This window comes from uncultured Rhodoblastus sp. (genome assembly GCF_903903185.1).
In the GTDB taxonomy this organism is placed as follows: Bacteria; Pseudomonadota; Alphaproteobacteria; order Rhizobiales; family Beijerinckiaceae; genus Rhodoblastus.
The window spans coordinates 18,218-32,077 of the sequence record NZ_CAIUXT010000183.1 but is presented as its reverse complement, the minus strand read 5'-3'; the positions used below and the strand labels follow the sequence as shown (position 1 = coordinate 32,077).

Below are 13,860 nucleotides of genomic sequence, written 5' to 3'. Positions count from 1 at the left end.
ATTTCCGGCACTTCCTGCTGGAACAGCCGGGCCATGAATTGCGGATGGGTGCGCGACAGGAAGATCTGCGGCCCGCGCTGTTCGCGGCGCACGTCATAGACCTAGGCGCGAACACGGTCGCCGGGGCGGACCAATTCGCGCGGGATCATTTCGTCGCGGCGCACGATGGCCTCGGAACGGCCGAGATCGACGATGACATTGCCATATTCGACGCGCTTGACGACGCCATTGATGACATCGCCGATACGGTCCTTGAATTCGTCATACTGCCGGTCGCGCTCGGCCTCGCGCACCTTTTGCACGATCACCTGCTTGGCCGATTGCGCGGCGATGCGCCCGAATTCGACCGGCGGCAGGGTTTCGGCGATCCAGTCGCCGACCTGTGCGGCGGGATTGCGCTTGCGGGCGTCGGCGAGCAAAATCTGGGTGGCGTCGTTCTCGATCTGCTCGACCACCAGCATCAGCCGCGAATAGCGCACTTCGCCGGTGCGCGGATTGATTTCCGCGCGCACCTCGGTCTCCTGGCCGTAGCGCGAGCGCGCCGCCTTCTGCATCGCGTCTTCCATCGAGGCGAGCACGATCGAGCGGTCGATCGACTTGTCGCGCGCGACGGCGTCGGCGATTTGCAAGAGTTCAAGACGGTTGGCGCTGACGGCCATGGAATTTCTCCTGTTCGATCATTTCTTCTTGAATTGCGCCCGCACGCCGGAAGGCATGACGGGTTTCGATTTACGGCCCTTCGGCGGCTTGTTGGCGCCGGCGCCGAAGCGTCCGGGGCCGCGCGCCGGCGGCGTTCTTTCTTCCGGCGAGGATTCTTCAGTCTCTTCCTCGCCCGATCCGTTGATCTGCGCCTTGGCGGCGCGCAGCGATTCGCGGATCAATTCCTCGGTCAAGACCAGCTTGGCCTCTTCGAGATCGCGCAGTTTCAATCTCGGGGTCTTTTCCTCGTCCGGCCCGGCGTCCTTGCGCTCCAGCGTCAGGACGCCGTCGAGCCCCTCGCCTTCGACGGAAAGAATCGCGCCGCGAAACCTTTTGCGCCCGCTCTCATGCGGCCGGCTCAACTCGACCCGAGCCTCCATGCCGAGGGCGCGGCGAAAATCCGAAACCCGCACCAGCGGACGGTCGATGCCGGCGGAAGAAATTTCGAGCCGGTAGGCCTGGGATATGACATCCTCGACATCGAGCGCCGGCGACAGCGCGTCATGGATTTCCTCGCACTGGTCGATGGTCAGCGTGCCGTCGGGCCGCTCGGCCATGATCTGCACCGTCATGCCCTGGCCTGCGAGAATCTTGACCCGCACCAGCCGAAACCCCATCGAGACCAGAATCCGCTCGGCCAGCGCGCCGACCCGCGCGGCCATGCCGTTTTCCCCGACCAGACGCGGCTCGTCCATCGGCGCGTCGAGTTCGGGGTTTTCGGCAATCGCCGTCGTATCGATCGTTCTGGCCTTGGTGTCGCTCAAATTTTTATGTCCGATGCGCCCCGGCGAGCGGGAAACGGCAGGCGGGTAAAACAAAAAAGAGCGGGTCCCGCCTGGGCCCCACTCCCGCGAGGCCTGATATTTGGCCATGACGAAGATGTTGACTGAGAACTATATAGTCGAACGCGCCCGTGAGCGCAAGACCGGGCTTTTCAGGCCGCAGGGCTCCGAACTCGGATTAACAACGCCGTCATGACCGGGCCTGTCCCGGTCATCCACGCCGGGCCACAGCTCCATCGGCAACGGATTTGCTCGAATCCCCGGTTTTTTTCGGCTGCTCCCGCGCAGCTCATTGGCGTGGATGGCCGTGACAAATCCCCGGATCAAGTCCCATAGGCGCTAAAATAGCCTGGGCATTTTTTGGTAGTTGCGTCGTCGAGGCGGTTCATGGAGATGCCGTCGCATCTCTGGGGCGCGGCGTCGGATTTCGGCGATGGTCGGATGCGGGATGATGGCTTGGCGAAGCGTTGCGACTAATTGGCGCATCAGGCGCCAGGCGCCGGGACGTGTCAGGCGGCAAGTCCCCAGTGGGGAGAGTCCTCGAGTTCGTCCACGAACGGCTCGAGCAGCAGGATCATCAAGAGATGCGCCAGCAGATAAGGCTTGGCGGAGCGTTCGTCGGCGCCGGGTGGTCCTTTGAAGCCGATCAGGCTTTTGAGGCGTTTGAAGGCGAGTTCTATGCGCCATCTGAGACGGTAAAGCGCGAGAACGTCGGAGATAGCGAATTCTTACGGTTCGAGCGAGGTGACGAGGATGACCCATTCCGCGGCGTCGAGCGTGCCTTTGGCGATTTGATGCCGACCTTTCACAGCCTCCCGTCGTGCTTTTCGTCGCGCTGCCTCGGCCGCCCGCGGCGACTTTTTTGCGGCGACAAGGCGTAAGCCGAGAGGGACGCCCGCTTTGCGCGCGATCCAGATCGGCTGATCGATGAGCCCATCCTCCTCGCCTTTGCGCAGTATCGCGAGCAGGTCGACGCGGTCGCCATCGGCGCCGAGCCAACGCGCGTTTTTCCAGCCCGCCCGCACTACGATGTCGGCGCCGGCGTCGAGGATCTCGCCCATGCGGTCGGGCTGCAAATAGGCGCGATCGCCGATGCGGATCTCTCCTTTGACAACCGGTATGCGGTCGAGCCTTTCACCGCCTTTTTCATCCGTCAGTTCGAAAAAGCCGAAGCGTTCGCCAGGCAAATCGAAGGCGCTGTGAATGCGCCACAACTTGTTTTGCTGCTTGGCGATGGCTCCGGCCTTGGCGACTGTCGTGGCGTCGATCAGGCGGATGAGCCTGCCCCGCGCCGCCTTGGGCGCGTCAAACGCCAACGTTTGACCAACAAGCAGGGCGAGCCAATCGCCGCATTGCCGCAAGCGATAAAGCAACGCGACATTTGATATATCGACGAGACCGACCGCGCTCGCCCACGCCGCCGTGCTGCGCAAACCTCTCGCGCCCAAACAATAAGCGAAAATCATCCGCAGGAGATCGACGGCGTTTGCAACGACGCGCGCGCGCAAAAACGCTTTGGTCTCGCGCGCGCTCTCCTCAAGGCGCCCCGCTCCGCCGAGCCGAGCGACAATCTGCGTCCAGTCGCGATTAACAAGTGATTCGCTGGTCATGAGCCGCTGGAATCACATTCCGATTCCACTCGTCAACGATTTATTTTAGCGCCTATGCGACTTGATCCGGGGATTTGTCCCGGCCATCCACGCCGAGCAATATCAAACCATGCGCGGAGGATGGATTTACATCGTCACAAATCGACCTAACGGCACGCTTTACACCGGCGTGACCTCAAATTTGTCGCGTCGTATTCATGAACATCGGGAAGGACTCATCGACGGCTTTTCGAAACGTCATGGTTTGAAGCGCCTCGTTTATTACGAACGCTACGAAACAATCACCGACGCGATCCAGCGCGAGAAAAACATCAAGCACTGGCCGCGCGCCTGGAAGGCGCGGCTCATTCTCGATCTGAATCCCGATTGGGACGACCTCTACGATGCGCTGGCGTAAGCCCCGAATCGACCAAGGAGCGGCCCGGCGTGGATGGCCGTGACAAGCACGGCGATGACGGCCCCCAAGATCAGAAATTAACCCGGATTCGCAACCCTGTTCTGAGGCCGGGTTCTTGAGGAACAGGGCTCCGAACTCAGGTTTAGGCCGTTTCGTGCCTATACGGCTGTCGCATAACCCGCTACATTTAGAGGGTCCCGGCGCTTGGGTAAAGGCAGAGAACGGCGGGAAGGCGACCTTTACAGACGCCCTCGGCAAAGGCGGCTTGGCGCCAGGAAGCCGTCCTTCCAGTCCCCGACGAAGCCGCGCCATCGTTATCAAAAAGCTGTCGTTCGCCAAGAGCTTGAATCGCCGGCTCCACTGGCCACCAATCGTTAATTCAGCGGCGACCTATGGCGTGACCTCAAGCACGGTAAGGAAACGCATTGCCGATCCAGGATCCCTGATTCACGTGGACGCCCGGCTGGCTGACCAGTTGTACGTTGCTTGCACGCTCGAACACCATGACGAAGTCGGATCCGCCAAACTGGAAGTAGCCCAGTTCCTCGCCCTTGTGCAGCGTCACCCCGACTTCCGCTGTGATCACGACGGACGAAACCTGGGCCATGCCGATCGGGAGGCAGGCGACGAGCCCGATCGGCGAGTCGATCACGACGAGGCCACGCGTCTGAACGAACTGGTAGCCCGTTCCGTCCTGAGCGGCGAGAACCTTGGTCTTCTTGGCGCCGACGATGGCCTCGCCGACGGTCACGTCGAGATAGGCTTGCCCCTTGATGACCTTGGCCTCCAGCACCCGGCCCTGCACCGGCGTGTGCCAGCGGTGATAGTCGTAGGTCGTTAGCGCGCTGTGGGTGAAGATGCCGCCTTTGAACCGGTCGGCGAAGGCGCTGTCCGCGAGCAGTTCGTGGATCGACCAAACGATCCCCTTTGACGTTACAAGACCATCCTTTTCCTGCGTGACGAAGATCTCGGATTTATGATTGATTCGCCAGCAGCCGACCGGTGTGGAATCCGTCGGCGAGACAATGATGCCAGGATCGGTCAGGCCCGCGATCGGCCGCATGCCCGGCTTGACGTGCCGGGCGAAGAACTGATTGAAGGTGCGGTAGGCAAGCCAATCCTCCTCGCCGGCATGGCTTGAAGGCGGCGGCATGTATTCGTCCCAATTGAACTTCGGATCGCACTTGAAAGTCTTCACGTGCCGGGCGGACTCGGTCGTGTCGAGATAGTCGCCCCATTGATCGGCGTAGCGGACGATCCACTCCGACAGCGGCGTCAGCTTTTCCGGGCGGATGCCTGGCTCAACTTGCAGTGCGCGCACGGGCGGCTGGTCGAGGAAAAAGTATAATTTGACGAAATGGTCGTAGAGATTGGTCTTGATCGTCAGTTCGGTTGAAACCAATTCGATCGGCGTCCAGGTCACCAATCCGTCGATGTAATCAAGGTAATCCTGCAACGTCTTGATATGCGCAATGGCAGGAATTTTGTATGAGGCCGCCATGCGGATCGCTTCGTTGAATCTGTCCTTCCAACCATGCGTCTCGATGAGATGAACCAATTCATTAACGATCTCATGCACGTCCGCGCCCTCCAATTTGTTATTTTATGGATCCACCCGGGAAATTTTAACGCGATCCTCCGAAGGAATGTCCCATTCTCTGACGAACCTTGCCTGACGGCCTTCGCACGATCAGACCCTACTCGGCGACGGCTTCGGCAACAATGACCCTGGTCAGCTTCATTCTGGCGTCGGATCGCGACGAGCGCCCCGCGCAACAGCGGAAATACCAAAACTCTGACTCTGTGACTCTTTCGGGCTTTCGCGCCTAGTCCGCGATCTGATTCAAGGATGATGAACGATGGCGGTTTTCGATGCCGCTGCCGGCCACTTTGCGAACTGATTTTGACGCCCAACGTCTCAGTTCAACGGCCCGGAAAACGAAGCACGCTGGCCAAGCCAGCCGGTTGCTGCTTGCGGCGATTTATGAAGGCGCAAAGCGGATCTCTGGTCCTCTGGCGTGAAGGGGTCTGCGCAACAGAAGGGGCGTCGACGCCATCGCGCGAGGGAGCGCAGCCTTCAACGCACGAAACTTGCCAGGCGTCCAGCCGATTGCCAAACTGCTCCCTGAGCGGCGGCGGAGCCTGAGGGTTCGGGGCGGCGTCAGGCCGGAGAAGACCCATGATGGCTGAAGGAAATTCCGAACCGGTCGAAATAGACCCAAACGCTCTTGCCTTGACCGGGCGCGCCATTTTCGGCGCCACGATCGGCAACATGCTAGAGTTCTATGATTTCATCACCTATAGTTTCTTCGCCATCCAGATCGGTCACACGTTCTTCCCCTCCCACAACCAATTCAGCAGCCTGATGCTGTCGCTGGCGACTTTCGGAGCCGGCTTCATCACAAGGCCGATCGGCGCCTGGGTGATTGGCGCCTATTCCGATCGGGTCGGGCGGACGCCCGCGATGATTTTCAGCTTCGCTTTGATGGGCTCGGCCATTGTCGTGCTGGCGCTTATCCCCTCCTATGACGCGATCGGCGTCGCCGCTCCCGTCCTCGCGATCACCGCCCGCCTTGCGCAGGGTTTTGCTCTTGGCGGTGAGGTTGGACCGACGACCGCCTATCTGATGGAGGCGGCCGCGCCGGAGAAGAGGGGCGTTGCGGTCGCGTGGCAACCCGCGAGCCAGCAGATCGCGGCGACCGCGGGCGCGCTCATGGGCCTCGTTCTGTCCGCCACCCTGTCCGCCGAAGCGCTTGAATCCTATGGCTGGCGCATCGCCTTCCTGGTTGGCGCGCTTGCCCTGCCCTTCGGCCTGTGGATGCGCGCCAACCTGCCGGAGACGCTCCATCGGCGCGAACAGACCGCGCCCAACGCGCCCGTCGCCGATGAGGATGGCGGGCTTGTTCGCGCCAACGCGCGCGTCATGATCCTGGGCCTGCTGATTCTGGCGAGCGGGGCAGTCATGACCTATGTGACGCAATATATGACGACCTATGCCGAGAACACGCTGCAGGTCTCGACCAACCTCGCTTTCGCCACGACCGTGGTCAGCAACGGCGTCGGCATTTTCGCCGCGCTCTTAGGCGGATGGCTTGCGGATCGCGCCGGGCGCTGGCCCGTGATGGTCTTCCCGCAGCTTGCGGCGCTGCTGATGACCTATCCGATTTTTCTGTGGATCGTCGCCACGCATAGCGCTTGGGCGCTGCTGGGCGGGCTCGGGATCCTTTCCCTGGTTGCAACCATTCCCTTCAGCGCCTTTTATGTCGCCTTCACCGAGAGCCTCCCCAAAAAAATCCGTGGCCGCGCGGGCGCCACGATTTACGCCGTCGCGATCGCCGGTTTCGGCGGCACGGCGCAATTGATCGTCGCGTGGTTGTTTCACGCGACCGGGAACGCGCTCGCGCCGGCCTGGTACATGCTGTTCGCTCAGGCCGTCGGGCTTGTCGCCATGATGATGATGCGCGAAACCGCGCCGATCCGCGCAATATCCTGACGCCGATCGGCGTCGGCTTTCCCATAGGGGCGAACCTCATCACGCCGTGAGCCGGATGTGCCCGTTCGATTATTGAAATTCGCGCTCAACGAAACAAATGCGATCGAAGAAGCGCTTTCGCCAAGTCACACTCTATGGAAATGACGCGACGGATCAGGACGTTAACCGACGAGCCGGAACTAGAATCCGCCGCCGGCAAGACGCCGATCTTGAGAACCATAACAATCGGGAATGGCTCGGAAATCAGCCTTCCGAACTGCCGCTTCAGGGTGCCGTGCGACGGCGAAGCTGACTTCCCCGAGCGTCGACTCAGGGCCAAAACGACACGGTCGCGGGTGTTGTCGGCAAGGTCAGCAACGAGCCGAACTCGGTCGATCAGGCGGTCTCAAACTTGCTCGCCGCCCTCTACATCTAGTGGGTGTATGCGATATAGGTGGATTGCTTCGCTTCGCTCAGCTCATGACGGCCCCAATTTACCCGAAAGGGCTTCATCCGATTGCCCTGTTACACGCCGCGCTTATCATGCGCCGAGGCAAAAATAGCCGCGCCCTGTTTCCTCTGTTATAAAGCCCCAATTCGTGACCAAAATGGGAAAAGGTCGATGACCGAACTGGGCTTTCCGCCGCTCTGCGACACCGAAATCGTCGCCGCGCCCCGGCTGAAGCGCGAGAGCGTCGGCGTGCGCGTCGGCGAGGGTTTTGCGGCGGTGACGGTCGGCGGCGGCGCGCCCGTCGTCGTCCAAAGCATGACCAATACCGACACCGCCGATATCGAATCGACCGTGGCGCAGGTCGCGGCGCTGGCGCAGGCCGGCTCCGAACTGGTGCGCATCACCGTGGATCGCGACGAGGCCGCCGCCGCCGTGCCGAAAATCCGCGAAAAGCTTGACGAGCAAGGCGTTTTCACGCCGCTGGTCGGCGATTTTCACTATATCGGCCATAAATTGCTCGCAGATCATCCCGCCTGCGCGAAAGCTCTGGCGAAATATCGCATCAATCCCGGCAATGTCGGCTTCAAGGACAAGAAGGACCGGCAGTTTTCGGCCATTGTCGAACTGGCGATTGAGCATGACAAGGCGGTGCGCATCGGCGCCAACTGGGGTTCGCTCGATCAGGAATTGTTGACCGTGCTGATGGACGAAAACGCCCGTTCCGCGCGTCCGGTGGACGCCCGCGCCGTGACGCGCGAGGCGCTGGTGCGTTCGGCGCTGCTGTCCGCCGCGCGGGCCGAGGAAATCGGCCTGCGGCGCGACCGCATCATACTCTCCGCAAAAGTTTCCGGCGTTCAGGACCTGATCTCGGTCTATCGCATGGTGGCGCAGCGCTCCGATTACGCGCTGCATCTCGGCCTGACCGAGGCCGGCATGGGCTCGAAAGGCATTGTGGCGTCGTCCGCCGCGCTCGGCATTTTGCTGCAGGAAGGCATCGGCGACACGATTAGGGTCTCGCTGACGCCGGAGCCGAACGGCGACCGCACGCTCGAAGTCCAGGTGGCGCAGGAAATCCTGCAAACCATGGGGTTTCGCACCTTCGTGCCGCTGGTCGCCGCCTGTCCGGGCTGCGGACGCACCACATCGACGACGTTTCAGGAACTGGCGCGCGACATTCAGGGCCTGATCCGCACAAAAATGCCGGAATGGAAAAAACTTTATCCGGGCGTGGAAACGCTGAATGTCGCGGTGATGGGCTGCATCGTCAACGGTCCCGGCGAATCGAAACATGCCGATATCGGCATATCGCTGCCGGGCACGGGCGAGACGCCCGCCGCCCCGGTGTTCATCGACGGCAAGAAGGCGATGACCCTGCGCGGCGAGGGCATAGCGCAGGATTTCGAAAAGATCGTGGAAAATTATGTCGCCCGGCGCTTCGGCGGCGAGGCGGGGGCGAGCGCGGCGGAATGAGCGGCGGCGCGGATGCGCGCTCAGGTTGCGGAATTTTGAGAGCGTCGTAATTGTGAAAAAAGCTGAAAAAAGCGCGCGTTTTTATGGTTAATTTTGCAAAAACCGCGTCGATTTCGGCTCATTTCCGGCCTGTTTCGGCGCACTCAACCGCGAGGTTGCATTTTTCGGCGGCGGGGCGAAAAGCTTTTCGGCTCTCGCGCGGACCGCGGGCCGGCGCCCGAAAACCGGGTTATTTCAGCAAGAAGCGCCCAATCGCGCCACCCGCCGCGCCCCCAGTGTTTCACGTGAAACAAAACAAGAACGCTTTCTGGCCGCCAAATCGCGGATTCCAGCACGATTTTCACTTTCACTTTTTGAAATCGCCGCCCGAGCCGCCGCCTAACCCCCCACGAAACCCGCGCCAATATTGATCGACATGGCCAGCACGGCGTTATTGTAGAAAAACGAAAGCACGCAATGGACCAGCGCGAGGCGGCGCAGCGGCCTGCCGGTGATATTGCAGTCGGCGGTGGCGCAGGCGACGCCGATCACATAGGAAAAATACAGGAAGTCGGGATAATCCGGGACATCCACGCCGGGGAAGTCGATGCCGCCGTTCCATTTGCCGGTAGCGTCCTGTTTGGCGACGCGGAAAAATTCATGCGCGTAATGCAGGGCGAAGGTCAGGTGGACGAACAGCCAGGAGCCGACAATCGTCGTCAGCGCCAGCGCGATATGCAGGCTTTTGATCTCGAAGGACAGGTCCTTGATCGAGGCGAGCTCGGCGAAAATCGCGCCGAAGGAGACCGTCGAAGCCAGCGCCGCCGCCGCCAGAATGAAATTGCGCCCCTCGTCCTGCAACGTGGCGCGGCGATGAATGTCGACATGTTCCGAGCGCAGGATCATCAGCCCGGCGAACACGAGATAAAGCCAGATGCCGACGTTCCAGCCGACCAGTCCGCGCGTCACCGGCCGCCAGTCGTCCGGCAGAAGCAGACCGACCAGAACCCCGACCAGCGCGCCGACGAACAGCCGCGGTCTTGCCCGCAGGATGCGTAACGGCTTCGGCCAGCGGGGCGGGGCGGGCGCGGTGGGCATGAATGTTCAGGATTTCCGGTTGACGGTGAAACGCGCGGCTTCGGCCAGCACGCCGGCCTTGTCGCCGAAACCGCCGTCTTCGAGCGCCTGGATCGCCTCCCGCGCCAGAGCGTCGCGCTTCTTGCGCGCTTGCGCAAGTCCGAGCACGGCGACGAGCGTCGCCTTGTTGCGGTCGGCGTCCTTGCCGGCGCGCTTGCCCAAAGCCTCCTCGTCGCCCTCGGCGTCGAGAATGTCGTCGGCGACCTGAAAGGCCGCGCCGAGCGCCGCGCCAAAGCGGCTCAGCGCCGCCTTTTGCAGGGCGTTGGCGCCGCCCATGCGCGCGCCGGCCTCCACCGCGTAAAGCAGCAGCGCGCCTGTCTTCATCGCCTGCATCAAGGCGACGAAACCGGCTTCATGGGGCGTGTCGCGGCCCTCGGCTTCGAGATCGAGCGCTTGTCCCCCGACCATGCCGCCCAAACCCACCGCGCGGGCGAGCATCAGGGTCAGATCGGCGCGCACCGCCGGGTCAGCATGAGTCGGCGCGTCGGCGACGATGTCGAATGCATAGGTCAGCAGCCCGTCGCCGGCCAGAATCGCGGCGGCCTCGTCGAACGCCTTGTGGACGGTCGGGCGGCCGCGCCGCAGGTCGTCGTTGTCCATCGCCGGCAGGTCGTCGTGAACCAGCGAATAGCAATGAATCATTTCGAGCGCGCAGGCGGCGCGCAACACGCCCTCGCCCTCAAGGCCGAACAGCCGGGCGGTTTCGACCAGCAGGAAAGGCCGCAGGCGCTTGCCGCCTCCGAGCGCGGCATAGCGCATCGCCGCCAGCAGACGGGCCGGACGATCCTTCTCGCCCGGCAGGCAATGCGGCTGCAACAGGTTGTCGAGCATGGCTTCGGTCGCCCCGGCGACCGCGACCAGGCGCATGGCGAATTCATCCTTTGCCAAATGGTCGCCCATTCCGCATCCCTTCGTCGCGCGTAAATCCTCGCAAGTTCGCTTGCCCGATGCGCCGTCCTGGGTCAAGGTTTTTGGGCGATGACCGCCCCATCCGCCCTTCCGCGCAAGAAAAAGCCGTCCGTCTGGGCAAAAATCCGGGTCTGGCTGCTCCGGCTGCTCCTCGCGCTCTTGGCGGTTTTTCTTGGCCTGTTGCTGTTCGACAGCTTCGTCGAGCCGGTCTCGACGCCGATGCTCGCCCGCTGGGTTACCGGCCGCAAAGTCGAGCGCGTCGCGGTCCCGCTGGAAAAAATCTCGGCCCACCTGCAACAGGCCGTCATCTCCTCCGAGGACGCGCGTTTCTGCCTTCATTCCGGCGTGGACTGGGGAGCCTTGCGCATCGTGGTGGCGGCGCGTCGGGACGGCGGACAATCGCGCGGCGCTTCGACCATCGACATGCAGACGGTGAAGAATCTGTTCCTGTTTCCCGGACGCCTCGTGTTGCGCAAGGCGGTCGAGATCCCGTTGACGCTCGGTCTGAATCTTGTGTGGTCGAAGCCGCGCATTCTCTCGGCCTATCTCAATGTCGCCGAGTGGGGCGACGGGATTTTCGGGGCGGAGGCGGCGGCGCGGCGCTATTTTGGCAAACCGGCGTCCAGCCTGACGCCGCGCGAGGCGGCGCTGCTGGCCGTCGCCCTGCCCAATCCGCTCAAGCGCGACCCGCGCCGGCCCGGCGCGCTTCACACGCGTATGGCGGCCCGAATCATGGCGCGGATGGCGTCGGGCGGCGCGCCGACTTTTTGTCTCAAGCCTTGACCGCCTCGGGGAGGCTGGCGATCAAAAGCTCGTAAAGCGGGTTGCGCGCCGTGAACACATAATCGCTCTGCCGCACGATCACGTCTTCCGCGCCCTGGCCGATCAGCCAGTCGGCCAGCGCCGGGGCCTCGGCCCTCGGCGCGAACAGGGTGATCCGGCCCTCGGCGGCGCGGCGGCTCAGACGCGCGCCAAACGCGCTCAGGCGGGCGTCGAAACCTTCGGGCTCGCGCGGCAGCGTCGCAATCAATTCGCGGGTTGCGCGCGCTTCGCCTTCCGCCACGATGCGCGACAGGATTTTTCGCGCGACTTCGCGCCATTGCGGCGTCCAGCCGGCGCCAAGCGAGGCGACCAGATTGGCCTGCGAGCGCAGGATCACCCCGTCGTCGAGAATCTTGAGCCCATTGGCTTCGAGCGTCGCGCCGGTCGAGGTAATGTCGACGATCAGTTCCGCCTGGCCGGCGGCGGGCGCGCCCTCGGTGGCGCCGAGGCTTTCGACGATGTGATAATCGGTCACGCCCTTTTGGCGAAAGAAGGCGCGGGTGGTGTTGACATATTTGGTGGCGACGCGCATCCGCTCGCCGCGCCGGGCGCGAAAGGCCGAGGCGACATCTTCGAGGTCCGCCATGGTGCGCACGTCGATCCAGGCCTGTGGCACGGCGACGACGACATTGGCGTGGCCAAATCCGAGCGGCGTCAGCAGCGTTACCCTGCTTTCCGCCTGCGCCTCGCGCACCAGATCTTCGCCGGTGACGCCGAGATGCGCCGCGCCGCTGGCGAGATTTTTGACGATTTCCGAGGCCGACAGGAAGGCCACTTCGACGCCTTCGACCCCCGCGAGGGCGCCGCGATAGTCGCGGGCCCCGCGTCCCTGCGTCACGGTGAGGCCGGCGCGACCGAAGAAGGCGTTGGCGTTTTCCTGCAGGCGGCCTTTCGACGGCACCGCCAACACCAGCCCCGCGCCGATAAACGCGCTCATTGCTCGCGCTCCCGTTGCGACATCCCTGGAAGCGGATTGAGACGCTCGATCCAGATCGCGGCGCCGACGGCGGGGATCGCCGACCGGGCGCCGAGCGTCGACAGCAGACGGTCGTAGCGTCCTCCGGCGACCACCGGGGCGCTTTCGGGCGCCCCGGCCTCGACCGCCTCGAACACGAAACCGGTATAATAATCGAGATTGCGTGCGAAACCGGCGGAAAAATGAATGGCGTCGAGGTCGATTCCGCGCGCCGCGAGGAAATTGAGCCGCTGGTCGAAACAATCCATTTCCGACGCCAGATCGAGTCCCGCCGTGGCGAAAACCCGCCGCAGACGCGCCGAAGCCTCGTCCGGATGCCCCTCCACCGCGAAAAACGCCGCCAGCAGCGCGCGCTTGGCGCCGTCGAGCCCGGCGCCCGAACGCAATTCAGCCTGTTCGAGGAAGCGATCGGCGATTTCGCCGGAAGTGCGTCCGCCGAGCGCGGAAATGCCGGCGATCTTGAGCAAATCCTCGACGAGGGCGCGAGCGCCCGCCTTGTCGGCGCCGTCGAGCGCTGCGAGCACGCCGGAATGATCGGCTGCCTCGTCGCGGGCGGGCTGGAAGATGACGTCGAGTTTCTGGCCCTTGGCGAGGCCGCCGCGAATGCGCCGCAGCCAGACCGGCGGCAGTTCGAGTTTTTCGAGCAGGGCGGTCAGCAGGCCGGCGTCGCCAACACGGATGCGCCAGTCGCCGGAATCCCTGCGGGGCTTGCTGGAATCGCCGAAACTTTCGCTCGCCGCCTCCAGCGCCAGAGCCAGGATTTCGGCGTCGGCGGCCTCGCGGTCATCGCGGCCGAAATTTTCAAGGCCCGCCTGCAGGAATTCCGGCGCAAGGGCGGGCCGCTGGCGGAAAACCGGGCCATGGCAGCTGAAAGCCGCCGGTCCGCCGGCTTGCGGTGACGCGAGATAGGCGAGCGAGACGGGAATGGTGAATTCCGGCCGCAGGCAATAATCGGCGGCGCCGTCCGAGGCCAGCAGCAGGCGTCCGCGCATGTCCTCGCCCGACAGATCGAGAAAGACATTGGCCGGCTGCAAAATCGCGGGGTCGCAGGGCAGATAGCCCGCGGCTTCGAGCTTTTGCAGAAAAGCCTCGCCCCCCTGGTCCTGACCGGCGCCCATCCCTGACTCCCAAGTGCGGGGAAACGCCCGCAATCGGG

11 protein-coding genes and 1 pseudogene are annotated in these 13,860 nt (G+C 63.2%); 4 read left to right on the top strand and 8 right to left on the bottom strand.

The genetic code is table 11. From position 1 onward, the window contains the following. The 3 genes and pseudogenes from QZY01_RS16785 to QZY01_RS16775 form a co-directional block, all read right to left on the bottom strand. A pseudogene (locus QZY01_RS16785) lies at nt 1-659 on the bottom strand (transcription termination/antitermination protein NusA); the annotation flags it as partial. 18 nt (nt 660-677) lie between these two features. Next, nucleotides 678-1,463, bottom strand: coding sequence for a ribosome maturation factor RimP (gene rimP, locus QZY01_RS16780; protein ID WP_342394907.1), 786 nt, complete (start codon nt 1,461-1,463; stop codon nt 678-680). A 746-nt stretch (nt 1,464-2,209) separates the two neighbouring features. Then, nucleotides 2,210-3,091 (bottom strand): IS4/IS5 family transposase, encoded by an 882-nt coding sequence (locus QZY01_RS16775; RefSeq protein WP_294539371.1) that lies wholly within the window; start codon nt 3,089-3,091, stop codon nt 2,210-2,212. A 109-nt stretch (nt 3,092-3,200) separates the two neighbouring features. On the opposite strand from QZY01_RS16775, the gene QZY01_RS16770 reads away from it, so the two are divergent. Next, nucleotides 3,201-3,488 carry a GIY-YIG nuclease family protein gene (locus QZY01_RS16770; protein WP_294539369.1) on the top strand — a complete coding sequence of 96 codons (288 nt, stop codon included), beginning with the start codon at nt 3,201-3,203 and terminating at the stop codon, nt 3,486-3,488. A gap of 403 nt (nt 3,489-3,891) precedes the next feature. On the opposite strand, the gene QZY01_RS16765 is transcribed toward QZY01_RS16770, so the two are convergent. After that, complete coding sequence (locus QZY01_RS16765; protein WP_294539368.1) at nt 3,892-5,082, bottom strand: phosphatidylserine decarboxylase; 1,191 nt, start codon at nt 5,080-5,082, stop codon at nt 3,892-3,894. Between the two features lie 588 nt (nt 5,083-5,670). On the opposite strand from QZY01_RS16765, the gene QZY01_RS16760 reads away from it, so the two are divergent. Both QZY01_RS16760 and ispG read left to right on the top strand, forming a co-directional pair. Further along, entirely contained in the window at nt 5,671-6,981 is a 1,311-nt protein-coding gene (locus QZY01_RS16760) for an MFS transporter (protein ID WP_294539372.1), read from the top strand. Nucleotides 6,982-7,582: 601 nt separating this feature from the next. Next, nucleotides 7,583-8,881, top strand: a complete 1,299-nt coding sequence (ispG, locus tag QZY01_RS16755; protein WP_294539367.1) for a flavodoxin-dependent (E)-4-hydroxy-3-methylbut-2-enyl-diphosphate synthase — start codon at nt 7,583-7,585, stop codon at nt 8,879-8,881. A gap of 378 nt (nt 8,882-9,259) precedes the next feature. On the opposite strand, the gene QZY01_RS16750 is transcribed toward ispG, so the two are convergent. Together QZY01_RS16750 and QZY01_RS16745 are read right to left on the bottom strand one after the other, a co-directional pair. Further along, on the bottom strand, nt 9,260-9,958 hold the full coding sequence (locus QZY01_RS16750) for a DUF1345 domain-containing protein (RefSeq protein WP_294539365.1): 699 nt from the start codon (nt 9,956-9,958) through the stop codon (nt 9,260-9,262). Nucleotides 9,959-9,964: 6 nt separating this feature from the next. After that, nucleotides 9,965-10,897, bottom strand: a complete 933-nt coding sequence (locus QZY01_RS16745; RefSeq protein ID WP_294539363.1) for a polyprenyl synthetase family protein — start codon at nt 10,895-10,897, stop codon at nt 9,965-9,967. 78 nt (nt 10,898-10,975) lie between these two features. Here QZY01_RS16745 and mtgA point away from each other — a divergent pair, with 78 nt between their 5' ends. Next, nucleotides 10,976-11,689 (top strand): monofunctional biosynthetic peptidoglycan transglycosylase, encoded by a 714-nt coding sequence (gene mtgA / locus QZY01_RS16740; protein ID WP_294539361.1) that lies wholly within the window; start codon nt 10,976-10,978, stop codon nt 11,687-11,689. Here mtgA and hisG read toward each other — a convergent pair. Further along, nucleotides 11,679-12,665 (bottom strand): ATP phosphoribosyltransferase, encoded by a 987-nt coding sequence (gene hisG, locus QZY01_RS16735; RefSeq protein ID WP_294539358.1) that lies wholly within the window; start codon nt 12,663-12,665, stop codon nt 11,679-11,681. The two genes, mtgA and hisG, sit on opposite strands and share 11 nt — an antisense overlap. Further along, nucleotides 12,662-13,822, bottom strand: coding sequence for an ATP phosphoribosyltransferase regulatory subunit (locus QZY01_RS16730; RefSeq protein ID WP_294539356.1), 1,161 nt, complete (start codon nt 13,820-13,822; stop codon nt 12,662-12,664). The genes hisG and QZY01_RS16730 overlap by 4 nt, the downstream gene beginning before the upstream one ends. Nucleotides 13,823-13,860: the final 38 nt, after the last annotated feature.